General features: G+C 67.2%; 25 protein-coding genes and 1 tRNA gene. 13 read left to right on the forward strand and 13 right to left on the reverse strand.

Features of this window, described 5'->3' with window-relative positions:
* The first annotated feature begins 31 nt into the window (after positions 1-31).
* The 3 genes from HNR23_RS21220 to HNR23_RS21230 all read left to right on the forward strand — a co-directional run bounded on the left by HNR23_RS21220 (position 32) and on the right by HNR23_RS21230 (position 2,613).
* The gene (locus HNR23_RS21220) at positions 32-742 is read left to right on the forward strand and encodes a hypothetical protein (protein ID WP_184078068.1); all 711 of its coding nucleotides are present in this window, start codon (positions 32-34) and stop codon (positions 740-742) included.
* Complete coding sequence (locus HNR23_RS21225; RefSeq protein ID WP_184078070.1) at positions 739-1,857, forward strand: methyltransferase domain-containing protein; 1,119 nt, start codon at positions 739-741, stop codon at positions 1,855-1,857. Before HNR23_RS21220 ends, HNR23_RS21225 begins: the two co-directional genes overlap by 4 nt.
* Before the next feature lie 168 nt (positions 1,858-2,025).
* Positions 2,026-2,613 carry a DUF4352 domain-containing protein gene (locus HNR23_RS21230; RefSeq protein ID WP_184078072.1) on the forward strand — a complete coding sequence of 196 codons (588 nt, stop codon included), beginning with the start codon at positions 2,026-2,028 and terminating at the stop codon, positions 2,611-2,613.
* Between the two features lie 129 nt (positions 2,614-2,742).
* On the opposite strand, the gene HNR23_RS21235 is transcribed toward HNR23_RS21230, so the two are convergent.
* A complete protein-coding gene (locus HNR23_RS21235; protein ID WP_184078074.1) occupies positions 2,743-2,934 on the reverse strand; it encodes a DUF397 domain-containing protein in 192 nt (63 codons plus the stop codon).
* Positions 2,935-2,938: 4 nt separating this feature from the next.
* Positions 2,939-3,772: a helix-turn-helix domain-containing protein gene (locus HNR23_RS21240; protein WP_184078076.1), complete on the reverse strand. Its 834-nt coding sequence runs from the start codon at positions 3,770-3,772 to the stop codon at positions 2,939-2,941.
* 186 nt (positions 3,773-3,958) lie between these two features.
* Here HNR23_RS21240 and HNR23_RS21245 point away from each other — a divergent pair, with 186 nt between their 5' ends.
* The 6 genes from HNR23_RS21245 to HNR23_RS21270 all read left to right on the forward strand — a co-directional run bounded on the left by HNR23_RS21245 (position 3,959) and on the right by HNR23_RS21270 (position 7,705).
* Complete coding sequence (locus HNR23_RS21245) at positions 3,959-4,429, forward strand: hypothetical protein (protein WP_184078078.1); 471 nt, start codon at positions 3,959-3,961, stop codon at positions 4,427-4,429.
* A complete protein-coding gene (locus HNR23_RS21250) occupies positions 4,426-4,671 on the forward strand; it encodes a hypothetical protein (protein WP_184078080.1) in 246 nt (81 codons plus the stop codon). The genes HNR23_RS21245 and HNR23_RS21250 overlap by 4 nt, the downstream gene beginning before the upstream one ends.
* Entirely contained in the window at positions 4,668-5,111 is a 444-nt protein-coding gene (locus HNR23_RS21255; protein ID WP_184078082.1) for a hypothetical protein, read from the forward strand. The genes HNR23_RS21250 and HNR23_RS21255 overlap by 4 nt, the downstream gene beginning before the upstream one ends.
* A 470-nt stretch (positions 5,112-5,581) precedes the next feature.
* The gene (locus HNR23_RS21260; protein WP_184078084.1) at positions 5,582-6,802 is read left to right on the forward strand and encodes a helix-turn-helix domain-containing protein; all 1,221 of its coding nucleotides are present in this window, start codon (positions 5,582-5,584) and stop codon (positions 6,800-6,802) included.
* Positions 6,803-6,926: 124 nt separating this feature from the next.
* Positions 6,927-7,400, forward strand: a complete 474-nt coding sequence (locus HNR23_RS21265) for a hypothetical protein (protein ID WP_184078086.1) — start codon at positions 6,927-6,929, stop codon at positions 7,398-7,400.
* Entirely contained in the window at positions 7,397-7,705 is a 309-nt protein-coding gene (locus HNR23_RS21270; RefSeq protein ID WP_184078088.1) for a hypothetical protein, read from the forward strand. Before HNR23_RS21265 ends, HNR23_RS21270 begins: the two co-directional genes overlap by 4 nt.
* A 130-nt stretch (positions 7,706-7,835) precedes the next feature.
* Here HNR23_RS21270 and HNR23_RS27295 read toward each other — a convergent pair whose 3' ends face one another.
* The 4 genes from HNR23_RS27295 to HNR23_RS21290 all read right to left on the reverse strand — a co-directional run bounded on the left by HNR23_RS27295 (position 7,836) and on the right by HNR23_RS21290 (position 12,363).
* Entirely contained in the window at positions 7,836-8,315 is a 480-nt protein-coding gene (locus tag HNR23_RS27295; RefSeq protein WP_281381862.1) for a phage terminase small subunit P27 family, read from the reverse strand.
* 264 nt (positions 8,316-8,579) lie between these two features.
* The gene (locus HNR23_RS21280; RefSeq protein WP_184078091.1) at positions 8,580-9,791 is read right to left on the reverse strand and encodes a phage major capsid protein; all 1,212 of its coding nucleotides are present in this window, start codon (positions 9,789-9,791) and stop codon (positions 8,580-8,582) included.
* 26 nt (positions 9,792-9,817) lie between these two features.
* Positions 9,818-10,300 carry a hypothetical protein gene (locus HNR23_RS21285; RefSeq protein ID WP_184078093.1) on the reverse strand — a complete coding sequence of 161 codons (483 nt, stop codon included), beginning with the start codon at positions 10,298-10,300 and terminating at the stop codon, positions 9,818-9,820.
* Positions 10,297-12,363 carry an AAA family ATPase gene (locus HNR23_RS21290; RefSeq protein WP_184078094.1) on the reverse strand — a complete coding sequence of 689 codons (2,067 nt, stop codon included), beginning with the start codon at positions 12,361-12,363 and terminating at the stop codon, positions 10,297-10,299. The genes HNR23_RS21285 and HNR23_RS21290 overlap by 4 nt, the downstream gene beginning before the upstream one ends.
* Positions 12,364-12,874: 511 nt before the next feature.
* Between HNR23_RS21290 and HNR23_RS21300 the strand changes: the two genes are divergently transcribed.
* Complete coding sequence (locus HNR23_RS21300; RefSeq protein WP_184078098.1) at positions 12,875-13,420, forward strand: helix-turn-helix domain-containing protein; 546 nt, start codon at positions 12,875-12,877, stop codon at positions 13,418-13,420.
* Entirely contained in the window at positions 13,420-14,616 is a 1,197-nt protein-coding gene (locus tag HNR23_RS21305) for a tyrosine-type recombinase/integrase (RefSeq protein ID WP_184078100.1), read from the forward strand. The genes HNR23_RS21300 and HNR23_RS21305 overlap by 1 nt, the downstream gene beginning before the upstream one ends.
* Before the next feature lie 116 nt (positions 14,617-14,732).
* Here the strand turns inward: HNR23_RS21305 and HNR23_RS21310 are convergent.
* The 4 genes from HNR23_RS21310 to HNR23_RS21325 all read right to left on the reverse strand — a co-directional run bounded on the left by HNR23_RS21310 (position 14,733) and on the right by HNR23_RS21325 (position 18,567).
* Positions 14,733-14,806: transfer RNA gene (locus HNR23_RS21310), tRNA-Pro, on the reverse strand.
* Between the two features lie 91 nt (positions 14,807-14,897).
* On the reverse strand, positions 14,898-17,873 hold the full coding sequence (locus HNR23_RS21315; protein WP_184078101.1) for a BTAD domain-containing putative transcriptional regulator: 2,976 nt from the start codon (positions 17,871-17,873) through the stop codon (positions 14,898-14,900).
* Positions 17,874-18,065: 192 nt separating this feature from the next.
* Positions 18,066-18,299 carry a hypothetical protein gene (locus HNR23_RS21320; protein ID WP_184078103.1) on the reverse strand — a complete coding sequence of 78 codons (234 nt, stop codon included), beginning with the start codon at positions 18,297-18,299 and terminating at the stop codon, positions 18,066-18,068.
* 46 nt (positions 18,300-18,345) lie between these two features.
* Positions 18,346-18,567, reverse strand: a complete 222-nt coding sequence (locus tag HNR23_RS21325) for a hypothetical protein (RefSeq protein WP_184078105.1) — start codon at positions 18,565-18,567, stop codon at positions 18,346-18,348.
* Positions 18,568-19,028: 461 nt separating this feature from the next.
* Between HNR23_RS21325 and HNR23_RS21330 the strand changes: the two genes are divergently transcribed.
* Positions 19,029-20,018, forward strand: a complete 990-nt coding sequence (locus HNR23_RS21330) for an NUDIX domain-containing protein (protein ID WP_184078107.1) — start codon at positions 19,029-19,031, stop codon at positions 20,016-20,018.
* 43 nt (positions 20,019-20,061) lie between these two features.
* Here the strand turns inward: HNR23_RS21330 and HNR23_RS21335 are convergent, their stop codons facing one another.
* Positions 20,062-20,862, reverse strand: coding sequence for a PhzF family phenazine biosynthesis protein (locus HNR23_RS21335; protein ID WP_184078109.1), 801 nt, complete (start codon positions 20,860-20,862; stop codon positions 20,062-20,064).
* Between the two features lie 358 nt (positions 20,863-21,220).
* On the opposite strand from HNR23_RS21335, the gene HNR23_RS21340 reads away from it, so the two are divergent.
* Complete coding sequence (locus HNR23_RS21340) at positions 21,221-21,649, forward strand: hypothetical protein (protein WP_184078111.1); 429 nt, start codon at positions 21,221-21,223, stop codon at positions 21,647-21,649.
* Between the two features lie 101 nt (positions 21,650-21,750).
* Here HNR23_RS21340 and HNR23_RS21345 read toward each other — a convergent pair whose 3' ends face one another.
* Together HNR23_RS21345 and HNR23_RS21350 are read right to left on the reverse strand one after the other, a co-directional pair.
* Positions 21,751-23,040, reverse strand: a complete 1,290-nt coding sequence (locus tag HNR23_RS21345; RefSeq protein ID WP_184078113.1) for an activator-dependent family glycosyltransferase — start codon at positions 23,038-23,040, stop codon at positions 21,751-21,753.
* 40 nt (positions 23,041-23,080) lie between these two features.
* Positions 23,081-24,352 carry a cytochrome P450 family protein gene (locus HNR23_RS21350; protein ID WP_184078115.1) on the reverse strand — a complete coding sequence of 424 codons (1,272 nt, stop codon included), beginning with the start codon at positions 24,350-24,352 and terminating at the stop codon, positions 23,081-23,083.
* Positions 24,353-24,554: the final 202 nt, after the last annotated feature.

Raw genomic sequence — 24,554 nt, forward strand, 5'->3', positions numbered from 1 at the left:
GCGTCCTCGGCGGCCCGAACTTCCCGTAGGCATGTCCGGCCCCGAACGGACATTCGCCCACGCCCAAGCGCGCATCGGACTGGGCGGGGTGCTCGCGTCGCTCCGCGCGAGGTGGATCAACCCGCCATCGGCGCTGGCGGACTGCGAGTACAAGCCGCGGCAGCTGGCGGTGGCCGACGCGGTAGGGCTGCGGACACCGGCCACACTCATCACCAACGACGCAGCGGCGGTGAAGGACTTCGCCGCCGATGTCGGCGATCTCGTCGTCAAGCCGCTCGCGGAACCCTCGGTACAGGAGGCCGGCGGCCTCACGGTGGCCTACTGTCGGCGCATGAGCGCGGCGGACTACAGTGACCTGCGCGGGGTGGAAGCGACGGCCCACCAGTTTCAGGAGTGGATCGACCCCGACTACGCGGTCCGCCTGACCGTTGTCGCCGGCGAGCTGTTCCCGGTGGCCATCCACGCGCGGTCCGAGGCCGCCCGCATCGACTGGCGGTCCGACTACGGCAGCCTGTCCTACGAGGTGATCGACTGCCATGGGGCCGTGCGCGACGGCATCCGCTTGTTCCTGGAGGCGTTCGGGCTGGTGTTCGGGGCGTTCGACTTCGTTGTCAGCCCCAGCGGGGACTGGTACCTGCTGGAGTGCAACGCCGCGGGCCAGTGGGGCTGGCTCGCCGAAGAATGCGACCTGCCCATCGCAGACGCCCTGGCCGCCGAGCTGATCGAGGGACGAGCCCAATGACCGACACCGACACGCCCTGGCAGGCGCGCGCCGCGGCGCTGGCCTCCCACCTCGCCGACAACGGAACAGTGACCGGTAAGCAGTGGCGACGCGCCTTCGAGGATGTGCCCCGGCACCTCTTCGTCCCCGGCCACCCCGTGGCCGCGGCCTACGGCGACGAGGCACTGGCCGTGCAGTACAAGCCTGCTCGAACACCCTCCGGCGACGAGATCCGGCTGCCCACCGCCTCGGCCAGCCAGCCCAGCGTGGTGGCCGCGATGCTGGACCGGCTGGAGGCCGGCGACGGCATGCGAGTGCTGGAGGTCGGAACCGGAACCGGGTACAACGCCGCGCTCCTGTGCCACCGGCTCGGTGATGAGCTGGTGGCCTCTATCGACATCTCCCCTGACCTCGTCGACACGGCCCGGCGGACCCTGTCTGGACTGGGGTACCGCCCCGCCCTACACGCCGCCGACGGCCATGCCGGGTGGGCGGACCACGCACCCTATGACCGGATCGTCGCCACCTGCGCCGTCTCCCACATCCCGCCTGCCTGGATCCGCCAGCTCGCCGAAGGCGGGCGGATCGTCGCCCCCTTGCTGGGAGATGAGAACGCCCTGCTGGTACTGGACAAGACCGCCGCCGATGAGGTCACCGGACGCGTCGACATCTACCCGGCCGCGTTCATGCCGATGCGCGAGCGCGCCGACACTCCGCTGGCTCCCGGCCAGCACCTGGCCGCGTCCGGATCCCGGATCCCCTACTACGGAACGAGTCGGCTGAACCCTGCGCGTCTTGCCGACGCCGACCCCGACCTGCTGCTGTTCTGCCACCTGCATGTTCCCGGCCTGCGCGTCGGTACGGTCGAACGCGCCCACGGAGCAGTGCTCGTGGCCACCTCCGCGTCATCCCGCGCCGAGGTCCCCTTCACCGGGAAGGATGACCAGACCTGGGCCACAGTCCAGCACGGCCCGTACCGGATCTGGGACGTCATCGAACACGCCGTGGCCCGATGGGACTCACTGGGGCGCCCCTGTCGCACACGATTCGGCATCACCGCGCTCGACGACGCCGACCGGCAGTACATGTGGTTGGACTCCCCAGACGGGCAGTACGCATGGCCGCTCCCTCTCTAAGGGGCGCACACAGGCTGTGGATAGATGAGCCGGGGCGCGCGCTCGGCGGCTGACGGGCCGCAGACACTGGGCAGATCCGGCGTTCTCCGGACATGTGGCACAGAGGCGCCGTAGCATCCTGACGGCGCCCGCTCCGCCGACCATCCCCCGATTCGTGTGGAGCGCCGCATGCCCAAGAACCTGGCCATCATCCTCATCGCCGCCGCCTCTGCCGTCGGACTCCTCCTCGGAACCGTGATCGGATGGTTCGGCCACCAGCGGTACCTGGCCGGCCAACTGGAGGCGGCCTTCAGCGACGCCGCCGACGCGATCGCCGAGGATTTCGATGACATGGCCGACGACGACCTCGGCGAGACATCCCGGCTGACCGACGGCCCGCCTGAGGGCGACCCTGACGACGGCGCGTTCACTTACACCGCCACGGACGTCAAGAGCACCGGCACCTACCGCGACGACAGCTGCGGAGAGACGGTGAAGGCTGTCGGCGAACACGTCGTGATCAAGATGGAGGCCGAGAACACCGGCCGAGCCCCCGCAACACCACCGTCGGGGTCCTATGACCACGTCTACGCCTACGACGCCGACGGCGTCCAGTTCTCAGTGCACTCCGACATCTGCGGGTATGCCGACGAGACCAACCCCGGCAACTCTACGAAGTACGAGCTCGTGTTCGACGTGCCGGAGGGAACCGAGCTCACGGCCCTGGAACTCGGCTCGGACGCCGGAGGGGACATCGCCGTCGTCGAGCTCGGATAGCCCAGGATCGAACACGACGGGCTGGCTTCATCCCACGCTTCGGGAATGCAACGAGGTACGCTACCTGTGGGAATTGAGCGCAGAAGCCCCGCAGCCGATGGTTGCGGGGCTTGTGTCTTGCCTGCTGAGTCAGATCTCGTCGGCACCAAGGGTCGCGATGAAGGCGCGCCACTCGGCCGCAGGGAAGGTGATGTGCCCTTGGCCGGGGTGCTTGGAGTCACGAACGGCTGCGTCGTGCGGGGATCTGGCGACTTCGACGCAGTTGCCGCCAGAGGGCTGGCTGTAGCTGGACTTGTGGAATTCGGGAACTGAGCTGCTCATCGGGTCATTCGATCTCTTGCAGGAGGGCTATGGTCTCGCCGGGCCGCAAGGCCGCGAGGCGTAGGTGGGCGAAGAGAGAGTGATAGCGCGATATCTCATCCGGATCCTCTAGATAAATCCCGTCCGTATCAGTTTCCAGGTAGACCACCGTGGGGTCGACATCGACCGGGAATTCCAAGATGACGAACGGTCCGCCCGAGCCGGGGTTGAGTTTGTTCGCCCTGGTCATCTGGATCGTGACGTTGGGCCGCTCCGCCATCTCCAGCAGGTGCCGGACCTGTGCGCGGCGCACCTCGGGATAGTCGTCGAGCCGGTGCAGGGCGCACTCATCGAAGATCGCCGAGATCTCCGGTGGGTCCGCTCCGTCCAGGATCCGCTGACGCGTCATGCGCGAGTCGCAGATGCGTTTGATATCCGCGGGCTGTATGAGGGCCGCCCGGCCGGTGGCCTCGATGTACTCCGGCGTCTGCAGCAGGCCGGGGATCACAACCGGCTCCCAGGTGCTGATAGTGGATGCCTCGGCCTCGAAGCCGACGTATCTCGCTGCCAGGACGTCTCTGTACCGGGTCCACCATCCCCGCTCGCGGGACTGGCGGCACAGGTTCAGGATCTCCTCATACTCCTGACCCTTCGGCAGCTTGCAGGCGTCGAGAATGGCGCGGATCTCCGCGACCGTCGGTCGAGCCTTCACGCCGCTCTCGATGTTGCTGTACGTCGACTTGGTCAGCTCGGCCGCCGCCGCGACCTCTTCACCTGTCATGCGTGCGGACTGACGAACGCGCTTGAGCTCAGCTGACAGTCGGCGCCGCCGGATGGTGGGTGAGTACCTGCTGGTCATGGTGCCCCCGATCGTAGGGCCATGGACGACCGAATAGGACATTCTGGAATCCCGGAATTGAATATCGGACGTCGCACGACTTCTTGGACTCCAGGACTTGAAAACCTGGAATTTAAGTTTAGGCTAGGGGGTAGCTCAACTTCCCACGCCGGGCCTCCCATCCGGCACACCCCAAGGAGCTGCGCCATGCGCATTCCTCTTCTTCTGCTGCCCCCAATCGGTCTGCCACGCCGTCTGCCCGCCGTGTCCCGGCCGGGCACGCCTTCCTCCGCAGACGCTCTCACGCCCACGCGCCCCGAATCCCGCCTGAGTGGTGCTGAGCTTAAGGAGCTCACCGACATCGCCCTGTCGGCCGAGGACTGGGCGATCTCCTACAAGCCCGCCGCTGACGGCCCTTCCGTCTACAAGGCCGCACACGCCGCAAGCGGCCGCAGGATCAGCGCGCGGTCGCTGGTCGACTTCCACCGCCGACTCGACGCGTTCGCCAGGGACGGCAAGGTCCCCCCTCGCTCCGAGCGCGTCCGGACCTACCAGCTCGCCCATGAGACTCGGCAGGCCTTCGCCAATCAACGCCACGACGCCGCCTGCGCCGCGATCACCCACAAGGCCGAGCAAGACGAGATCGCCGAGCGCTGGATGGCGGTGGCCGGACGATGAGCCAGAGCCACGCCCGCATCTACGCGCTGCACGCTGACGAGATCGGCCTCTCCCGCCTGCCCGATGGCGATCTCTCCGGCCTGCGCATCGCAGATGCCGTCATCGTCCTGGACGACGCGTTCCTACTGGCCCGGCAGGACCGCATTCACGCCCTGGAGCGCCTCGCAGAGCTGGCCCGGCAGGCCGCCGGCGAACTGCGTACCGGCCGCCGCGACGACGAGGCGGAGGTGGACCGTCGATGACCCTGTACAGCCACGAGGCGGCCAGCCTCGCCGAGCTGAAGGTCTGGGCGTACTACCACCAGGCCACCGTCACCATCGCCGACGAGTCCTGGGACGCCATCACCTACCGGGCCGACGTGGTCTGCGACGACGGCACCCGATACCGGTGCTTGTACCGCGAGAAGTTCCCGCCGACCGTCGCGATCAAAAGGCGGCGCAACACCTTCACCATCGAAACGCGTCACGGGCCTGCAGGCACGCCGTGCTACCACGTCCGGGTCATCACCCCCCGCCTGAGCGGAAGGGAGCTGGTCGATCCCGGCTACCTCGCCGAGCTGGTCGCCGTCGCGACCATCGAGCGGAAGTGCCGAGCGAGGTGCGGGGCCACAGCGGAGAACCTGCGCATCCTCACCACCGAGCGCACCTACACCGCCGACCACCCGTCCGACTGGAGGGGGTGAACATGCAGCACGCCCTCTGAGCTCACTGCATGCAGGATCGCAACGGCCGTAGGCAGCCACTGATAGCTGCCGCAAACGCAGAATGCCGGGCCCGAAGGACCCGGCATTCTGACTGGTCGGGGTGGCGGGATTTGAACCCACGACCTCTTCTGTTATCAGGCCGTTCGCGCGACATGCGAAGATCCTCCCAATTTGGCCGGTGACCTGCGATATCTCATCACGGGAGATACTGCGGGATCACCGGCCATCCCGCTTCCATGTGCACTGAATATGCAATGCACATCGGCGTCTGACCGAGCGTTCTGTGGCTGTTCAGACGCCGACGTGATCACAGCTCATCCCTAGGATGCACGCTCGTCTACAGCGGGGATTGAGGCCCGGAGTGATCGCGCTGACTGGACTCCTGACACGACCCGAACCGCCGCCGTAGTCTGACGATGATGCGCTGACCTACAGGACGGGGAACGCCCGTGACGAATGATCAGACAGTCGCCGACCGCGTGAGAGAACTCCGGCGCCGTCGGGGACTGACGCAAGAGGAGTTGGCCGAACAAGCCGGGCTGAGCGCGAACGTCGTCCGCAAGATCGAACAGGGCGGCACGGCCCGGATGGAGACCTATAACGCGCTCGGGCGCGTTCTCAAGGTCCGAACGGTGTGGTTCATGACCGCCGAGTCCCCTTCCCCTAAACCCCAGCCGCAGGGGAGCCGCGACGCCGTTCTCGCCGACATCCGTTCGGCGGTGAACCCTCCGGCGGGTCTGTCCGGACGGCTCTACGCCGATGACGACACACCTCCGAACCTCCCGATGCTGTCCCACGCTGTGACGGCCGTCGCCGACGCCTACCAGGCCGACCGATACGACGACGTCGCGCGCATGGCGCCCGCGCTGGTGCGCTCGGCACACGTCCACGTGCGCGCGCTCGACGGCGCCGACCACACCGAAGCGGTTCGCCTACGCGGCGGGGCCTTGAGGATCACCGGCGCCTACCTGATTCAGATCCGAGAACACGACCTCGCCCTAATGGCCTTGCGGGATGCCCTCCGCGACGCCGTCGACGTCGGTGACGAGGCGTTGGCCGCCGCCGCGATCGGGCAGCAGGGATGGGCACTGCTCCGGCAAGCCCGCTTCGACGAAGTGGAACGGCTGTGCATCGCCGCCGCCGACCAGATGGAACCGCGCATATCCAAGGCGACCCCTCAACAGCTGTCGGCATGGGGCTACCTGCTCATGCGGGCCGCTGCCGCTGCCGCACGCAACAACCGCGTGGAGGAAGCCCGGGAGCTTCAAGGCGTCGCTGTATCCGCTGCCGGACCGCTGGCGCAAGAACACGAATGGTTGGGCCGCATGAGGTTCGGCCGCGTCACTGCCGCAATGAACGGCATGCAAGTCGAGTTGGTGACCGGACACCCCGACCGCGCCCTAGAAGTGGCCCGGGACCTTCCGGACAGTCCCGGCGTGACCCCGAACACGCGCCAGCGTCACGCGCTCGACGTCGCCAAGGCCCATGTGCAGCTGGGCGATGCCGACAAGGCCACGGAGATCCTCGGCAGGCTGCGGCGGACTTCTCCCAGCTGGCTCCGTCACCAGCAGTTGGGGCGCGATGTCGCCGAGGACATCGTCAACGGTCCGAAGCGGATGCCCACGCAGGAACAGCGGGAACTTGCCGACTTCCTCGGCGTCCCGATGTAGCTGCCACGCTACGTGGTAGTCCGGTACGGGGTGCGGTGAAACTACCGCGCCCCGTTTCTGTTCCCGCTGGTCTAGCGTTCGTAGCGTCGTCGGCACCCTTCCCCCCAGCGAGAGGTGACCGACGATGAAACGACCGCGCGCCGAGGAACGCGCCGCGCTCCATGGCCCCTGGCCGACCCCGATAGAGATCATCGCCGCCGAGTTCGCCGACTGGGATATCAGCCGCGACCTCGGGACGGACGGCACACACGGCGACTGGCAAGCCCGCCATATCCCGACCGGCGCGGAAGCCAAGGCGCCGACTCCGCGCGCCTTACTGGTCTGCCTGCGAGAACACCGGCGCGTCAACGACCCCGACCGGCCGGTCATCGACCGGCTGAACGACAGGTACCCCGACTGGAAGGTCTGGCGCTCGGTCGATGAGCACGGCCAACCTGCCGCATGGCTCGCTTCGAACAAGACCGCCGGGCCGGAGTTCGCCCCCACCCTGCACGCCGACACCGCCGACAAGCTCGAAGCCCAGTTGAAGGACCCCGGCCACGCGCACGGACTCGCGCACGCCGACGCCGTCACGCGTCGAAGGGGTGAGCGGCTGTGACCACCGCTGCCGACGCCCGATGGGGGCGCACCCCGGCTCACGCCGACCGCCACGCGCAAGCCGCGCGGCTGCAAGCCCGCTATCCGCAGTTCGTCATCTGGCACGGCGAGCACACCGGGGCCTGGTTCGCCATGACCGCCAACGGCCTTATCGAGGCGCCGACGCCCGACGCCCTGACGCGCACGCTGCGTTCACTGGCCGCTGCGTCCGCTGTGCCGCGCACCGACCGCCGTCCCGCGCTCTCCGGGGCAAGCACGGGCACATGGCGGCTCCTCCCCCGACCGCGTCCGCGCCGAGGGAACTGAAGAACGCCGCACGCGGCACGATGGCCCCGGCTCACGAGGGGGAGCCGGTGGCCACCGTGCCTCATCGGGGCGACTTCGACGAACGAAAAGCCAGCCAGCCGACACCACAGGGCCAGCCACTGGGGCCTTCTCAGGTGAAATACCGTTCTGCCCCATCAGGGTCGTCGCCTTCGACAATGTCGATCCCTGCGCGGTCGGAAGGCGAGAGCCCGAAGCGGGCACCGATGCGCGACATCATGTCGGCGTAGTCGCGCGCTACCTGAAGGGCCGGGTTCTTCACCAGATTCCCGCGCTGCCCCTCGACGAGGATCCCGCGACGTGCGACCTCGGCTGACGCTCGACGGTGATTCACCACCGCGTCGCAGTACACCGCGAACAGGTCCACGTCCCACGACGTCAGAACGCCCATTGTTTCCATGTCTGGGGCTAGGCGGTTCCATACGGCGAGTGCAGTATCTCCCCTATCGGTGCCGTCGTCGGACGCCAGCCACGCCGGAGGGTGTACGTCCCCCTCCGATGGGATGGGCTCGTTGGGGTTAATCTTCTGCGGTCGTGCACCTTCCAAAGCTTTCAGTGCGGTGGGGCGAGGTTTGGGGCCGCGTCGGCCCATACTTCCCTCCTGTGATCAGTTTCGAAAAACTCCGACGCGTGGAAGCCGTGTCACCCGCGCGCTGCCCAAGGCAATCGGTCTGGAAAGTGCGACCCCCTATCCCCAGTGGGAGCGGTGGTCACCACCGGGAGGGGGATCCGGTGGTGACCACCATTGGGCGCAGGCACCATGACCAGGCGTCAGTCATCAATCGTGGACAGTGGTGCTATCCGCTCCCGCTGGAACGAGGAGAGGAGGAGCGCACGGGGGGCGGTTGACGCCGGTCTAGCGCCCGTCTCCACCCTGGATGTCAATCACGGCGAAGGCCTGCGGACGCTGGACCGCGATGCCGTAGCGCCCTTCCGCCCGGAGCTGGACGAGGTTGTGGGTGAAGTTGTCGCCGGACTTGTCCGCGTCGAGGACAAGCGAGCCGAGAGACAGCAAGGTCGCCTGCCTCCAGTCGGCAAGGATCGCTGTTCCCTGCGGCACGACCGCAGAAGCGACGCGGGGGAGATTCCCGAAGACGTTGGACTCGGCGAGTTGACCGGATCCGACGAGGAAACCGCCGGACTCATTGCTGTTCTCCCTCATCAGGTCCACGGATTCGAGGTCGCGGGGGTGGAAGACCCACGCTGTCGGAGACTCGGCGAGCATCTCCATCTCCGTGCGCGCCCGGCGAAGGGTTCGCAACGGGTCACCAGCGAACGCCACGTTCACGACTCCGGACGTGTGCAGGATGCCGGTGAAGTTCTCCCCGACACCATCCCCCGCGATGGCCTGGGCTTCGATCGTGGTGAGGACGCCGTTGAACATCTCGGTTTCCAGGAACCGGACAAGGTTCGTGTAGTCCTCGAAGTAGCGCAGCGGAAGCGGCTCCGACACATGGGCGACCACCCGCGCACGATCTTCGACGTTCTCAAAGCTGAAACGGGACGTGGGCTTCAGCCCCCCGTCCGGAACGGGAGCGGCGTTGTTCTCCCTGGCAATCATGCGCAGGAACGAGAAAACCGGTCCGCCCAGCGGCTTGCGCGAGACCAACAGGTCAGTAATACGGCGAGGTGCGGACGGGAGGGTAACCGGGTCACCAGAGAGAGGGGCGGCAACCTCCACCGCCCCGAACGTCAGGGCTTTGACCCCGACCTGTCCGGCCGCCTTGCTGAGCTGGTCAGCAGTTCCTGACGCCCACGCGTCGCCGGTGGCTTCGGTTTTTCTCCACGCCCCGGAGAGGCCATTGTGAGACCATCCAGGCCCCCCGTTCATGGTGGGCGGACCGAGGCGCTCAAGGGGCTCAATAGCCTTCTTGATCTCCTCTTCAGTTTTCGCTTTTTTCAGTTCAGAGTTCAGGCGGTTCGCCCGTTCCACGCTGGCGCGTGCTTCTTCACGCTCCACCTGAGTTGGTTCGCGATTCTCCGCGTCCCATCTATCGGCAATTGCCGTTGCTTTCTTAACCTCAGCGGCCAATTCAGCCTTGATTTGAACACTGCTACGGCGACCCATGTCGGGACTCCTTGTGAAACTCGTGGTCATCGATAAAGGCGACGGCCGGGCGATGTTCCACGGACCGGAGGTTGGCCGGTAATGACGGCGGACCTCGACGGCTGGCGGTGCTGGGCCGAAGAGCACGAAGGGTCTGCGGCGACCTTCTGGCGGCCGCGACTCGTAGCGGTGGTGCGGCGATCCGCATATCGAATGCTTGGCGACACCACCGCTACGTTTCGAACTTCGATTATATTCGACCGCATTTCCGAACTTGCGACGACGCGCGACACCTCATATCCTCCTTCCCATTCGGTGATCTCCACCACGCCCGTCGCTAGCTGATAGGAACGTGATGCGTGGCCATCCTCAAGAGCCCAGAGCGCGATGTTTCCACCTCCTTCGACCGTGAGGACATTCCCGCTCCCCACAAGAGAGATGCGACCCATCACCACATCTGACGGAAGGTGTTCGGCGATGGAAGCGACATAGTCGCGCGCTTCGGCTTCTGTCATGTCAACGGTCTTCATGCTGCTTTCATCTCCTCTTGTGTCGTCTCACATTTCGGGAGCGGGTACGCCCCACCGTCTTCACGGAGGCGTCGGGGTTCCCCGCGCTCCGTCTCCATTTGAGAAGGGACTATCCCCGTAGCGGTCAGGGTCACGCCATGAGAAGCCCCAGTCCCATCCGTCCCACCCCTAAAGGGGTGTGGGACGTGGGACAGGGAACTGTCGGCTGAGCGGGACCGCGTGGGACCAGGTGGGACACCCGAACCCTCCACCACATCCATGGGCACGTAGTGAGCGTGCTTGGGCGTTCCTGCGTCACGGATCATTTCCCGGTTGATCAGGGATTTCACCGCACGATAGAAGCTGCTGCGAGGGACCCCGGAAACCTCACGCAACTGGCCCGGGTTCGCTCCGGCAGTCCCAAACGTGTCTCGCAGTGCCTTCCAGACAGCCCGTTCGGACTCGGTGAGTTCAACGCTGTGTCCCGCGATGGTCTGGGGCTGGAGCACCGCACCATCACCGTGCGGCACGAGCCGCAGCATGACAGGGGCGAAGGGCTCGGCGTCCTTCTGTTTCGTGCAGTCGACACGAACTGTCGTCTTGTCCTTCGTGACCCGAACGAGGGTGGTGGCAGCGCCTTCCAGCGCCGTCGATCCACGCAGGGTGTCCCCGCTGCGTGCCTCGTGATGGACGAGGAGCACACACGCCCGTGTGGCTTCCCGGATGGCGTCGGCAGCAGCAACCAGGCGTCCCATGTCAGTCGAGCTGTTCTCGTCGGCCCCCACAGTCACCCGGGCTTGGGTGTCGATGATCACGAGAGAGGGAGACAGGGACTCGGCGAGCTGAACGAAGGCGTCCCTGTCTGTGGCACTCAGCATCTGCACTGCTACTGGCAGGAACTTCACCTGATCCATTGGAACCCCGTTCCAGGACTCCCATGCCCGGACTCGGCGTCGGACCCCACTCATCCCTTCGGCGACGAGGTAGAGCACTGTTCCCGGAGCGCACACGCTCCGTTCTTGCCACGGTCGGGCGGTCGCGACGCATCCGGCCCAGTCCAATACCAGGAACGACTTCCCATTCCCGGGCTTGCCGTGAACCCATGCGAGGCTGTCCCGGAACAGCATGCCGTCAATGACCGGTTCCGGTTCAGGAAGTCCATCGAGGTCAGCAGAGCCGAGGAGCAGTGTTCGCAACTCAGCGAGCCGCTGAGACACCGCGTCCGACAGCTCGCCCTCATCGTTCCGGTCATCGCTGTCAGCACCATTGTCCGAGTCCTCGATGTCCACCAGGTCGGCAAGGCAGTAGCCGGCGTCGAGATGATCCGAGACATCCGCCCCCTTTCCTTGCAGCGGAGTACGTACCACCCGAACGGATCGGGCGAACCCGAGGAGCGCGCCAGCGACACCGCGCGCCCGTTCCACACCAGGACCGTCGTTGTCGGCGACCACGATCACCCGCGCCCCGTGAAGGGCTTGGCTGTAGGACTGTTCCCACCTCGCCATAGCTCCGTTGATGGCAGTCGTGGCCACGATGCCCACTTCATTGAGCCGGTCGGCGTCCTTCTCACCCTCCACCACATAGACCACACCGCCGCATGCGGCCGCCTCACGAACAGCCGGAAGGTTGTAGAGGACGCGCACCCCTTGAGGCAGGCCGTTCTTCCTGGTCTGCGGGTCATGAGGGATGAACACCTTCACATCGCCGCATATCGGACACGCGTACCGCCGCTGGTAGTAGAGAACTTCCCCATCCCCATCGACGTAGGGATAGATGGCCCTCGGTCGCTGGCTGCGCCACAGACCACGGTGATCGCACTTGGAGGAGCTTTGAGCATCCTCGGCGAAGAGATCGCCCATTCTCATGCCCAACGCTGTCACCACGTCGGCCGTGTCACATCCGGCGAAGCAGTGGAGCACGACCCGAGGGACGTCGTCACCGCGACCGTCCTTCCACGCCACAGACAGCGAAGGATTGTGATCGTCATGGTGCGGACACTGAGCTTGGAAACTGTCTCCACGATCCCGCTGGATCCGGAAGCCTCCGTTTACCAGCGCGTCCCGGATCCGTTCCAGCGGCCTCATCTGTCCACCCCCGACACACGTGAACACACCATCGGGTCACGGTGGCGTACCAGGTGCCGACACCACGGCAGCGGGGGAAGACGACGAGCCGCCGCGCGCCGTTGAGTCCACCCGGACTCAGCATTTACCCTGGTGGAAGTTCGGCAGGCAACTGAACTTCCACGACCCTCGGCGTTGGCGCGCCGGGGGTCGTTTGCGTCTTCGAACCTCACGCGGCAGCACCGCCGCCCTGCATCCGCTCCTCTTCATAGGCCTCGACGTCGGCCAACCGGTAGCGAACGAGACGACCGCACTTGATCCAGCGCGGCCCTTCCCCACGAACCCGCATGTTCGCCAGCGTCTGAGCGCTGGACTGCCACCTCTCCGACAGCTGCACCGGGGTGAGGTGAGGGTCCCCAGCAGACGGAACATTCTTCTTGGCAGGCAAATTTCATCCTTCCAGGCATCAACTGGCCCGCCCGACGATAGGGCGGTATCTTGACTTCTGTCAAACAGGATGTATTCTGCTTGCATGGAAGAATCTAAGCGAGGGCGCACCCACAGCACAGTCGGCCGCACCGGATCCCAGGTCGCCCGGAACCTACGCCGGTTCAGAACCTTTCGAGGCATCACGACTGAAGCACTCGCCGAACAGGTCGCCAACCGAGGCGTACCGATCCAAGCGAGCGCGATCACGAAGATCGAGAAGGAACAACGCCGGGTCTCCGTGGATGAACTCATGGCCCTAGCCGTGGCCCTCAACGTGACCCCGAACTCCCTGCTGCTACCCACAGACGTCGATCGAGATCAACCAGTCGAGATCACCGGCCTGCGCGAGAGTGAACGCATCGCCGCTGGCTATGCCTGGCACTGGGCAACTGGGCTCGGACTGCTCGACGAAGATGCCGGACCCCACCCGTCCGTATTGCCATGGTGGCTGCATGACCAGTTCAACGCCGAACACCTCACCAGCATCATGGAGCGGCTCACTCCGGGGGCCGGAGCACGGGTCACGCCTGATCTGCTCAGAGCGACTAGGGAGGGCGACCCGCAAGCACCCGAGGAGGATGGTAAGTAGTGGCACGGGCATGGGTTTATGACCGCACAAAGGACAAGACCTACTGCGAAGCGGTGAAGAAGGCGAAGGTGGCCAAGCGCACGCCTCCCGCACGATGGATGGTCCGCTACTACGACCCCGCTGGGAAGCTGAAGAGCGCGGGAACCTATAAGAAGAAGCCGGACGCCGAGAAGCGGCAGACGGAGATCGAGGCAAGCCTTCATGAGGGCACCTACCGGAACCCTGCGGACGGGAAGGTGACCTTCGGCGAGATCGCGGAGAAGTGGTTGGCGTCGCGGACCGACGTCAAGCCCGCCACGTGGTGGAAGTACCGGAGCCTGCTGGACAACCACATCCTCGACCGGTGGGGGGACCTTCCCCTCACCGCGATCCACACCGAGGACATCGCCGTATGGATCGCTGAACTTCAGAAGCCGCGTGATGAGGGTGGAAGCAACCTCGGCGCATCCCAGACGTGCCATGCGCATGCGGTGCTGTCCATGGTCCTCGGATGGTGCGTTCCGCGCCGGATCGCGCTCAACCCTGCGAGGGGTGTGACGCTTCCCAAGCCCACCGAAGCGGAGCACGTCTACCTGTCCTATGAGCAGGTGGAAAAGCTTGCGGACGCCGCCGCAAACCTGAGGACGAAGTACAACCAGACGTCAGCGGCCTCGTCGGCGAACCGTGTCTTGATCCTGCTGCTCGCGTACACGGGTCTTCGGTGGAGCGAGGCGGCAGCGCTCCGTGTCGGCAAAGTGGACCTTGAGAAGCGGCGCATCCGCGTCTCTGTCACGTTCTCCGACGTCAAGGGCGAGCTGATCGAGCAGCTTCCCAAGACCGGCGAGCGGCGCACGGTCCCCATCCCCGCCTTTCTGGTGGCCGAGTTGAAACCGCTGGTCGACGGGCGCGACGCGGACGCCTACGTGTTCACCACGAAGAGGGGCGCCCCGCTGCGTATCCACAACTGGCGGAACCGAGAGTTCAGCAAGGCTCGCAAGAGCGCCGGGCTCGACGGGATGGGGCTCACTCCGCACAAGCTCCGGCACACGGCGGCGTCCCTGGCGATCGCAGCCGGTGCCGACGTCAAGGTGGTTCAGCAGATGCTCGGCCACGCCACCGCAACCATGACGCTCGACACTTACGGCCACCTGTTCCCGGACCGGCTCGACGAGGTGGCCGACGCGATGGACGCCGGTCGGATCAAGGCGACTCAGTAGAAACGCGAAAGGCCGACCACCCCGAACCGTGTGCACTGAATGTGCACCGGCCCGAAGCGACCGGCCTTCGCCAATCTCCGGACCAGTCGTCTACCTGCGTAGACGCTGATCTCCAGTCGGGGTGGCGGGATTTGAACCCACGACCTCTTCGTCCCGAACGAAGCGCGCTGCCAAGCTGCGCTACACCCCGAAGCAACGTTGAACAGTCTAGCGGACTCCTAAGGGTGCTCGTGACTGCGATTCCGGAGGGCGGATGGGCCGGGCCGACCGGCCGGGAGGGGTCAGGCGTCGCCCCGGAGGCGCTGGAGTTCAGCCTGGGCGGCCTCGGCCTCGGGGACACCGAGCTCGCCGCAGATCCGGGCTGCGGCGGTGAGGTATTCGACTGCAGAGTCTCGATCGATGATGTCAGGGGGCAGGGTGCCGAGGCCGAGGAGGGCCCTACCCTCCGCGTGGCGTTCGCCGCGCTCGCGCGCGAGGTCGAGGGCCTGCCCGTGCGAGTCGCGGGCATCGGCATGACGAGCACCACGCGCGTAGGTAACCCCGAGTTCGTTCAGGATTTCGGCGTCTCCGCTCCGCTGTCCGGTCGACCGGCCAAGCTCCAGCGCGGTGATATGGGCCTCGACCGCAGCATCCAGGTCGCCGAACTCTCGGAAAGCGATCGCAAGCCCATTGCGCGTGTAGATTTCCTGGGCCTGCGAACCGAGGGTCTGAGCGGTCTTCAACGCCTCCTCCAGGTAACGGAACCCTTCGTCGAATTCACCCATGCCGACCTTGACTTCACCCATGATCCGAGGAATATGTGCATCGCCTTCGAGCTGTTCTTCCACGACAATCCGCCGCGCGACCTCACAGAATTCTATAGCCTTTGGATAGTCTCCTAGCACCTGGTACATCAACGCGATATTGGCGCGCTGCATCACCTCCAGCCGACGGTCTCCTTCGGACACGGCACGTTCAAGGACCTTCCATGCGCAGGAAAGCGCATCGTGGAAGCGGCCCATTCGTTCATACACCATGCCGAGATTTCCGTAGACCCGAAGCACGCCTCGCTCCTCGCCGATTTTGTTCAAAATTTCCAGCGCTTCAGACAGAAAACGAATAGATGTTTCAAACCGACCGGACAAGCAATGAGCGATCCCCAGTCCGACCAGCATGATGGAGATCCCTCGTTCATTCCCCTGCGCGCGGCTGATCTCCAGCGCTTTCCCCTGGATAGTGATGAGCAGCTCGGTGCGTCCCTGGAACGCGTAGAAGCGCCATATGGCATCAACGAGCAGCCACGATGCGTCTCCAGCTCCGTCCGATGCGAAAAAGTCGAGAGCATGGACCAGGTTCTCCTGGTGCACCTCGAACCACGCCACCGCCTCCGCCCGGCACGAGATCTCATTTCTGTACCGAGAAATCTCGGCCTCGTCCCTCTCGTAGTCGTGCCCTCTCGGTCCCATCAGGTCGGCAGCGGACTGCGACATGTCCAGGTAGTACTCTGCCATTCGCCTGCGCGCAGCCTCGATGTCCTCCTTGGGAATGATTTCCAGAGCCTTCTGCCGAGCGTAGGCTCCGATGAGGTCATGGAACCGGTAAACATCGACAGCCGACTCTTCCAGCAGGCAGACACTGACCAACTCCTGAAGGAGATCGTCCGCATCAGGGGGTTCATACTTCAGCAACGACGTCGCCCCATGCAGATCGACACTGCTGCCGATCATGATCCCGAGAAACAGGAATGTTCGCTGCTGGACCGCGTTAAGGCTCTGGTACGAGAGCTCGAAGACCGCCTCGACACTGTGCCCGTCAAGACGTAGTTCACGGAATCTCCGTTGGTGCTCTCTGAGGCGTTGCTCGACGTGCGCGAATGTCCAACGCGGTCGGCTGAGCATACGTCCGCCCACGATGCGCAGCGCGAGGGGGAGTCCCCCGCACAGGCTCACGACGACCTGTGCCTGCTCCGGTTCCTGTTCCACCCGCGCCGTGCCGAGGATCGCAGAGAAAAGCTCAAGGGAGGATTCCTCGTCCAGCATGCCGAGCGAGATGTACCGCGCCCCACTCACGACTGCGATGTCCTGGCGTGAGGTCACAAGGGTTAGCGATCCCGGAGCCGCCGGCATCAGTGGGCTGACCTGTGCCGAACTGACCGCGTTGTCGAGCACGACAAGTACGCGTTTTCCCGCGAGCATCGCCCTCCACAGGGCCGAACGTTCCTCCACCGACTCTGGAATCGCGTCCGGCTCGACTCCCACTGCGCGCAGCAGAACACCGAGAGCAGCGAGGGCATCCAACGGCTTCTGGTCGACAGTGAAACCGTAGAGATCGATGAAGAGTTGACCGTCCGGGAAATGTTCGACCAGTCGATGCGCGGCATGCACGGCCAGTGTCGTCTTTCCCGCACCACCCGGACCCGCGATCACGACGGCCTCAGCGCGGCCCGAGCTGTGTTCCCCGATATCGATGAGTTCCTGAAGGGGCCGTTCCCGACCGGTGAAGTCAGGGATGTCGCGGGGAAGATCATTGCGCGGAACGAATTCCGATGAGGGCTCCGCAGCAACATCACTGCGACCATCGGAAGCAGGATCTGCCGGTGTGGCAACAAGGCGGACCGCGCTCAACGAGCCGTCCACGCCGGTTTCGGTGTCCTTCAGAATCCGCTCGTAGAGCTCCTTGACGTCCGGGCTCGGGTCCACCCCCAGTTCCTCGGCCAGGTGCTGCCGGGTTTCGTGGAAGACGGCGAGGGCGGAGGCACGCTGGCCACTGCGGGAGAGCGCGGCGATCAGCAGGTACTGCAGGCGCTCCCGCAGTGGATCCTCTCGCACCAACGGCGTCAGGCGGGTCACGATCTCGGAGTAGAGGTGCAGAGAGAAGGCGCATTCAGCCCAGGCAGTGACCGCGGCCCAGCGCTCCTCCAGCAACGGCCGGCACACCGAGTACCAAAGCTGGTCGGATCCGGTCCCGGAGAAGGGCTGCCCCCGCCAGCAGGCCAGGGCCTTGTTCCACAGGACGAGCGCCTCCGCCGGATCTCCTGCTGTTCGCGCACGGGCAACCAGGTCACGATAGCGATGGAGGTCGACCTTGTCGGGCTCGACTTGCGCCAGGTACCCACCCGCCGTCGTCTGGATGACATCAGGGAATGCACGCCGCAGGTGCGAGATCTGCACCTGGATCACCGAACGCGCGGTGCGCGGCGGATCATCATCCCAGAGGTAACCGATCAGCCGTTCGACCGTCACCTCTTTGTCGAGATCCACCAAGAGCGCGCCCAGCACACAGCGTTGTCTCGGCCCTCCAACGGGAACCGATTCACCGTTGGACCAGGCCGTAATCGGACCGAGCACACCAAATTCCACAAATGGCACTGTAGCAAGACCATTTGCGGCAACTGGATAAATGTCGCAGCACCCGCAGCGCACCCCCTCCCATAGGCGCTGCGGGCGCGGAAACGTTACGCTGGGAAACCGTCAGACCCCGACCTTCTCGGGCTGCCCCTCCCTCCTCAGGGGATCTTCCCTGCCCTCGCGGGGATCCTCCCGGTCCATCTCACGCTCGGCAGGACGCGGGAACGGATCGATCTCGCGTTCGATCGGGTCCTTGAAGGGGGTTGCCTTCGCGATCGCACGCCACTTCAGACGTGCGACCATCGCCGCGACCTGCTTCTCCCTGCTGGTCCCCCCAGCAGCCATGAGCTGCGTCATTTGCACTCCTTTGTCCTGAAAGTAGCTCCTGTCAGGACGCGGAGCCCTACGGCCAGTCGACAGCTAGGTCGTCTAGCTCCTCGTCATCCCCCCAGGGCTCCATGTCCTCCTCGCGAGGAACATCGTCACCTGCAGGGCCAGCCTTCCCAGACGCCAAGGCCCCGAGCCCGCATCCCCCCGGATCGACCGTCTCGGCATTTCCGGCCAGGAGACCCGCCACGATCTCGTGGAATTCGATGTCGACACGGTTCGGCTCAGTGACCAGCATGAGACTTCCTCTGTTCTTTCTGGTGACCGGAAAGATCTGTCCCCTACGGCGGACTTCCCCCCTGGATGAACGCCGGACCGGTACCCGCAGGCCGTCCTCCTGCGGGGAACCGGTCGCGCCGAACACCCTTGACTCTAGGGAGGTCGACTTGCGAGCCGCTTTCGGTTCACTTACGGCAGCCGAGGCGACAGACAACCGGGTAATGATCAGCCCCTCCAGCGGGCACATGGCCTCCCGTTACACGCCGTCCGTCACCCTTCGCATTCTTCATGCCACGCTCCACGCGCCAGCTTTCTCCCCCATCGGTTCAGGGGCGCGATCGGGGAAGTGGGTGGTCAGTTCCGTTCCGAACAGGCAGTCTGGAGCGATGGGCGCAGATGGGTCGCCCCGGCCCCTGCCGCCTCGGTTCTGCGGTGGTTCGATGCCAGGCTCCGGCGCGGGGTTCTGGCCCGGGAGGTGGGATGAGCGCGAGTGACGGCGACGGCTGGGTGCGGCTGCCCGACGGGTCGCGGCGGTGGGGCCGTTTCGGTGCCTCGGGCCTGCTGCTGCACGCCGGGGACGGCGGCGGCGACGGGGCGGGCGGGAGCAGCGGCGGGTACGTGCTGTTGCAGCACCGGGCCCTGTGGGGCCACATGGGCGGCACCTGGGGGACACCGGGGGGTGCCCTGGACAGCGGGGAGTCCCCGGTGCAGGCGGCGCTGCGCGAGTTCGGGGAGGAGGTCGCCGGCGACCTCGGCGATGTGGCGCTCAACGGTGTGCACCGCCAGGAGCACGAGGTCTGGCGGTACGACACGGTGCTGGCGCATTCGGCTCACCGGTCGGCTTTCACCCCCGGGAGCGCGGAGAGCACCGAGATCCGCTGGGTCGCACTCGACGAGGTGGAGCGGCTGCGGCTGCTACCGCCGTTCCGGAGCATCTGGCCCGGGTTGCGGGAGGCGCTCACCCAGCGGCTCGTGGTCGTCGTGGACGCCGCAGCGGTTCTCCGCCACCGGCAGGGCGGCCACGGGGCATGGCCGGAATCGGCCGCCGGTGATGCCGCCGTCGCGGCGGCCGGGCGCCTGCGCGACGAGCTCGCCCTCCTGGCCGCGTCCGGAGTCGACGGAGCGCTGCTCCCCGACGCGCTGGCGCTGACCCCGCTGCACCGCTGGTTCCCGCACATCCTGCTGCTGGTCGACGGCGACGCTCGGTCCGTGGCGTCGGTCCCGGGCGTGGAGGTGGTGGCGACGCCTCGCGGGAAGGCTGCGAGCGGCGCGGCCTCCGGTCGGCCGTGCGGACCAGGTGCGAACGGTGCGAACAGTGCGAACGGTGCGCACGCCCCGCGCACCCTTGTCGTCACCACACCCGAGAGTGCGGACGGCGGACGCGCAGCGGCCGGTGCGGGCGATCCCGGTGGCGGGGGCTCGGCTCCGGTCGCGGTGCCGCCGGACTGGCTGCTCAAGGCGGCCACCTGACCCGGCCGGGTTCCGTCCGGTGTGGCCGCCCCTACCGGCCCGGTCAGCCCCGGAGATCGCCCTCGCTGACGGTCACGGCCGATCCCCCGATGAAGACGCGGTCCGGGGCGGCCGGCGGCATCTCCAGGTACAGCCGGCCGCCGCGCGCGGAGCACTGGAACGCGGTGAACGCGTTCTGCTTCAGCCTCCGCGCCCAGTACGGCGCGATCACCGTGTGCGCGCTACCCGTGACCGGGTCCTCCGGCACCCCGACCCGGGGGGCGAAGAAGCGCGACACGCACGCGTCGGGCGACCCCTCGTCGGCGCGCGCCGTGACGATCACCCCGCGGCAGTCGAGCGCGGACAGGGCGGCCATGTCGGGGGTGATCCCGCGGACGGTCCGCGCGTCGGCGACCTCGACGAGGATGTCGCAGGTACCCGCGGTGCCGGTCCACACGGGTGCCGCGCCGAGCGCCTCGGCCAGCCCCTCGAAGCGCTCGGGGGTGGGGGTGTTGGCGGGGAAGTCCATCCACAGCCGCCCCTCGCGGGGGGTCACGGTCAGCACACCGCTGGAGCGGGTGGCGAATCGGATCGGCCCGTCGACCCCGTCCTCGACCAGCGCGTGCGCGGCGGCGAGCGTCGCGTGCCCGCACAGCGCGACCTCGACGGAGGGGGTGAACCAGCGCAGCGCGTAGTCCGCGGTGTCTCCGTCGGGGACGATGAACGCGGTCTCGGAAAGGTTGAACTCGGCCGCGACCTGCTGCGCCCAGGCCTCGTCGTAGGGGCCGTCGAGCAGCATGACGGCGGCGGGGTTTCCGGCGAAGGGCCGGTCGGTGAAGGCGTCGATCACGCGGAAGCGACTCATGCCAGCAGAACCTATCTCCCTGCTCTGCCTCCACGTCCACCCCCTTTTCTGCCGACCGGGCACTTCGGCGGCGGCCCGATCGTTGGGAGGGTCGAGCCGGTCGACCGTCCGCCCGCGCCGCAACGCCCCGGATACCGGGGCGCGGACACGGGGTACGGACACCGGCGGAGACGCAGACCTGAACCGCAGGCTCGGCCGCGTCCGCGCCGCCCGACCTCCGGGGAGGGTGCACGGGGACGCGTCAGGGGTAAGTCAGGGATGTGCCCTGATGCGCCGTCGAGCGCCGCGGGGCATGCTAGGGAAACATGACCCGGCCGTGGGCCGGGGACGGGCAGCGCCCACGAGCAGAGGAGCGGACATGACGCTGGAGCGCGGCAACGCATTCACTCCCGTCGCCTCGGCGACGATGATCTGGCCTTGGGGGACGGCCGTCGCCGCCGGAGCGGTCACCGGTCTCGGTTCGTTCCTGCTGAACACGAGCCTTTCCTCCGGACTCACCACCGGGATCTTCTTCTTCGCCCTGGTCGGTGGCGCGGTGGCGCTGCTGGGCAGCAAGGGCGACCGCCGCGCCCGGCGCTACGCGGGCGCCTACCCGTGGCGCTTCGCGTCGGCTCCCGCCATGCTGGCGGGTGGCGGTGTCGCGGTGGTCACCTACCTGACGGCCGTGATCACCAGCGGGGCCATCATCGGCGGCCTGTTCGCCGCGGTCGGTACGGGTCTCCTCACCGCCGCCGTCGTCTGGGGCATCCTCGGCGTCATCGCGATGGTCGCGGGGAACCGGTCCTGACGGCCGCCGCCCGACGGAACTGAACATGCGGGGTCCCCGGGAGGTAGTACTTCCCGGGGACCCCGCATGTTCGGCGCACGGCTCCGGGCCGGGCGAAGGACTCACACCAGAGTGCGTGCGGCGACCTGGCCGCGGAACTTCGCGGTGAGGCGCTCCAGTTCGGGCACGAGCTCGGCCGGGGTGGGCTCGGACTCCTTCTCCCGGCGCAGCCGGTCGGCCTGCTGGGCGTAGGAGGGCCGGTTCAGCATCGCGATGACGCCGTCGCGAACGGCGTCGGCGGTGAGGTCGTCGGGGTGGATGAAGATCCCGGCGCCGGTCTCGGCGAACTTCCGCGCCTTGACCGGCATGTCCCACTGGTCGGCGACCATGAGCTGCGGCACGCCGTTCACCAGCGCGGCGCCGAAGGCCCCGGCGCCGCCGTGGTGGATGATCGCCGAGCAGGTCGGCATCAGTGCGTGCAGCGGCACGAAGTCGACGACACGGGTGTTGTCGGGGACGGTGCCGACCTCCTCGACCTGTTCGGCGTCGAGCGTGGCGATGAGTTCGATGTCGAGGTCGGCCAGGGCATGCACCAGGTCGGCGACGGACACGGCGTTGCCGCCCAGCCCCTCGCGGGCGGTGAGGCCCAGGGTCAGGCAGACGCGCGGCCTGTCGACCGGCTCGTCGACCCACGCGGGCACCTGCGCCGGGCCGTTGTAGGGCACGTAGCGGACCCCGATGGTGTGCTGGTCGACGGGGAGCCGCATGCTCGACGGCATGGTCGCGTCGATGGTCCAGTTTCCGGTGGCGACGTCCTCCGAGTAGGGGGTGTCGAACCGGTCCAGGGTCCAGGTCAGCCACTCGGCGAGGGGGTCCTCCCGGTGGGCCGGCGGCTGCCGGTCGCGCAGCGCCAGGAACTGCCGGCGTCCGCTCGCCTGGACGTCGAGCGACCAGAGCACACGCGCGTGCGGCACCCCGGCGGCGTGGGCGGCGATGCCTCCCGCGTAGAAGAGGTGCTCCCACAGGACGAGGTCGGGCTGCCAGGAGCGGGTGAACTCCACGAGGTCGTCGACGGTGGCGTCGTTGTTGATCAGCGCCAGCACAAGGGAGGTGGCGACCGTCTCGAATCCGATGGCGTCATCCCAGGTGAGCGGCGTCTCCATGTCGTCGGGCAGCCGGGGCGCCTGCACGGCGGCCTTGCCGGTGCGGCTCATGATGTGCTCGCGGATGTCGGTGATGGCGTGGTCCCGGCCGACGGGCACCGGGGTCATGCCGGAGTGCAGGACGGCGTCGGTGAGCGAGGGCTGGCCGGCGACCCGCACCTCGTGGCCGGCGGCGGTCAGCGCCCAGGCCAGCGGGACCAGGTTGAAGTAGTGCGATTGCATGGCGAACGACGTCAGGAGAACACGCATCGGGTCGTTGCACTTCCTTACTGGTGACGGCGGGGGCGGCTCAGGATGCGGACGCGGGGAGTTCGAGCGGGCCGCGGGTGACGGGCCTGCGCCGGGGGTGGACGACCGGCGCCGTTCGTCGCAGCCCCGGCAGGTGTTCGGCCAGCGCCCGCAGCCCGGACTCCGCCTGGAGCAGGGTCAGGGCGGCGACGGGCTCATGGTGCGGGCCGGCGGGGAAGGCGATCTGCGGTGCGGTGTGCGAGCGGGTGATGTCGAAGCGGTCGGGTCGCGGGTGGCGGCCGGGGTCGCGGCCGACGGCGGCCGTGAGCACGGCGACGTGGGCGCCCTTGGGGAGCCGTTCTCCGGCCAGTTCCACGTCGTGGCGGGCGACGCGCGTCTCCAGGTGCACGGGCGGGTCGTAGCGGAGCGTCTCCGCGACGGCCGAGGCGGCGAGGTCGGGTGAGGTGCGCAGCAGGTCCCACTGGTCGGGGTGGTCGAGGAGGGCGAGTACGGCGTTGCCGATGAGGTCGGCCGCGGCCGACACCCCGAGGGTCGACAGCAGCATCCGGACGGGGTGCGGGAGGGCCGCTCCGACGGGGGTGTCCGACTCGGCGCCGCCCGGAGCGGACAGGCGGGTGAGCAGGAGGTCGAGGTCGGCGAGGGCGGCGTCGAGCGCGCGCACCGTCTCCACGCGCTGGGCGGCCAACAGGCTGTCGGGCAGTGCGGCGGCCCCGGTGCAGCGGTCGGCGAATCGCTCTCGCTCGCCCTCGGGGACACCGATCAGGTCGGCTGTCACGGCGATGGCGGCGGGGCGGGCGAAGTCGCCCATCAGGTCGAAGCCGACGGCGGCGGCGCACCGTTCGGCGCGTCCGCGGTAGACCGCGTGGATCGCGGTCCGGTGCCCCGCCAGGGCCTCGGCGCCGACGTGGGGTTCCCACTGCGGGCGGAGGCGCTCGGCGTCGTCGCGCTCCAGAAGCGGTCGGCCGCTCCCGAAGAAGGGGAGGACCTGCGGTTCGGCGGCGCGGCCGGCGGCGTCGGCGAGGGCGAAGTCGGTGCCGTTCAGGACGCGTTCGGCGATGTCCGCGTCGGCGGTCACCCAGCTTCCGGCCATGCTGAAGTGCAGTGGACCCTGTTCGCGCGCCGCGGCGTACAGCGGGTGGGGGTCGTCGGTCTGGCCGCGCAGGATGAGGGCGTAGGTGTCGCCGTGGGATCCGAAGTGCCACTGCAGCGCCCGGGTGGTGCCGAGGTGGAATCCCAGCTCGCTGTCGGTGACGTCGGATACGTCATGGTCCAGAAGTCGTCGGATGACCGTTGTCTCGCGGTCTTTTTCCATCGGCCTTCTCCTCGTCGCCGTGCCTGTCGTCAATTTCGGGTCGCCTGTGGAATGCGCCCGCGCCAGCCGTACGGGCTGCGGAATGGTCGACATCGGAACAAGGCGGAGTCGGCCTTTGTCTGCGGTGGTCGTCAGGGCCGCGGCGTGCGGACAGGTCGCCCCTCCGCACCCCTGCGCACGGCCCCGGCATGGCGTTCGCGAA

The organism is Nocardiopsis mwathae (assembly GCF_014201195.1).
In the GTDB taxonomy this organism is placed as follows: Bacteria; Actinomycetota; Actinomycetes; order Streptosporangiales; family Streptosporangiaceae; genus Nocardiopsis_C; species Nocardiopsis_C mwathae.

Coding starts and splice junctions, on each gene's coding strand:
- HNR23_RS21220 (WP_184078068.1), top strand. CDS start 32: ATGTCCGGCCCCGAACGGACATTCGCCCACGCCCAAGCGCGCATCGGA.
- HNR23_RS21225 (WP_184078070.1), top strand. CDS start 739: ATGACCGACACCGACACGCCCTGGCAGGCGCGCGCCGCGGCGCTGGCC.
- HNR23_RS21230 (WP_184078072.1), top strand. CDS start 2,026: ATGCCCAAGAACCTGGCCATCATCCTCATCGCCGCCGCCTCTGCCGTC.
- HNR23_RS21235 (WP_184078074.1), bottom strand. CDS start 2,934: ATGAGCAGCTCAGTTCCCGAATTCCACAAGTCCAGCTACAGCCAGCCC.
- HNR23_RS21240 (WP_184078076.1), bottom strand. CDS start 3,772: ATGACCAGCAGGTACTCACCCACCATCCGGCGGCGCCGACTGTCAGCT.
- HNR23_RS21245 (WP_184078078.1), top strand. CDS start 3,959: ATGCGCATTCCTCTTCTTCTGCTGCCCCCAATCGGTCTGCCACGCCGT.
- HNR23_RS21250 (WP_184078080.1), top strand. CDS start 4,426: ATGAGCCAGAGCCACGCCCGCATCTACGCGCTGCACGCTGACGAGATC.
- HNR23_RS21255 (WP_184078082.1), top strand. CDS start 4,668: ATGACCCTGTACAGCCACGAGGCGGCCAGCCTCGCCGAGCTGAAGGTC.
- HNR23_RS21265 (WP_184078086.1), top strand. CDS start 6,927: ATGAAACGACCGCGCGCCGAGGAACGCGCCGCGCTCCATGGCCCCTGG.
- HNR23_RS27295 (WP_281381862.1), bottom strand. CDS start 8,315: ATGGGCCGACGCGGCCCCAAACCTCGCCCCACCGCACTGAAAGCTTTG.
- HNR23_RS21280 (WP_184078091.1), bottom strand. CDS start 9,791: ATGGGTCGCCGTAGCAGTGTTCAAATCAAGGCTGAATTGGCCGCTGAG.
- HNR23_RS21285 (WP_184078093.1), bottom strand. CDS start 10,300: ATGAAGACCGTTGACATGACAGAAGCCGAAGCGCGCGACTATGTCGCT.
- HNR23_RS21290 (WP_184078094.1), bottom strand. CDS start 12,363: ATGAGGCCGCTGGAACGGATCCGGGACGCGCTGGTAAACGGAGGCTTC.
- HNR23_RS21300 (WP_184078098.1), top strand. CDS start 12,875: ATGGAAGAATCTAAGCGAGGGCGCACCCACAGCACAGTCGGCCGCACC.
- HNR23_RS21320 (WP_184078103.1), bottom strand. CDS start 18,299: ATGACGCAGCTCATGGCTGCTGGGGGGACCAGCAGGGAGAAGCAGGTC.
- HNR23_RS21325 (WP_184078105.1), bottom strand. CDS start 18,567: ATGCTGGTCACTGAGCCGAACCGTGTCGACATCGAATTCCACGAGATC.
- HNR23_RS21330 (WP_184078107.1), top strand. CDS start 19,029: ATGAGCGCGAGTGACGGCGACGGCTGGGTGCGGCTGCCCGACGGGTCG.
- HNR23_RS21335 (WP_184078109.1), bottom strand. CDS start 20,862: ATGAGTCGCTTCCGCGTGATCGACGCCTTCACCGACCGGCCCTTCGCC.
- HNR23_RS21340 (WP_184078111.1), top strand. CDS start 21,221: ATGACGCTGGAGCGCGGCAACGCATTCACTCCCGTCGCCTCGGCGACG.
- HNR23_RS21345 (WP_184078113.1), bottom strand. CDS start 23,040: ATGCGTGTTCTCCTGACGTCGTTCGCCATGCAATCGCACTACTTCAAC.
- HNR23_RS21350 (WP_184078115.1), bottom strand. CDS start 24,352: ATGGAAAAAGACCGCGAGACAACGGTCATCCGACGACTTCTGGACCAT.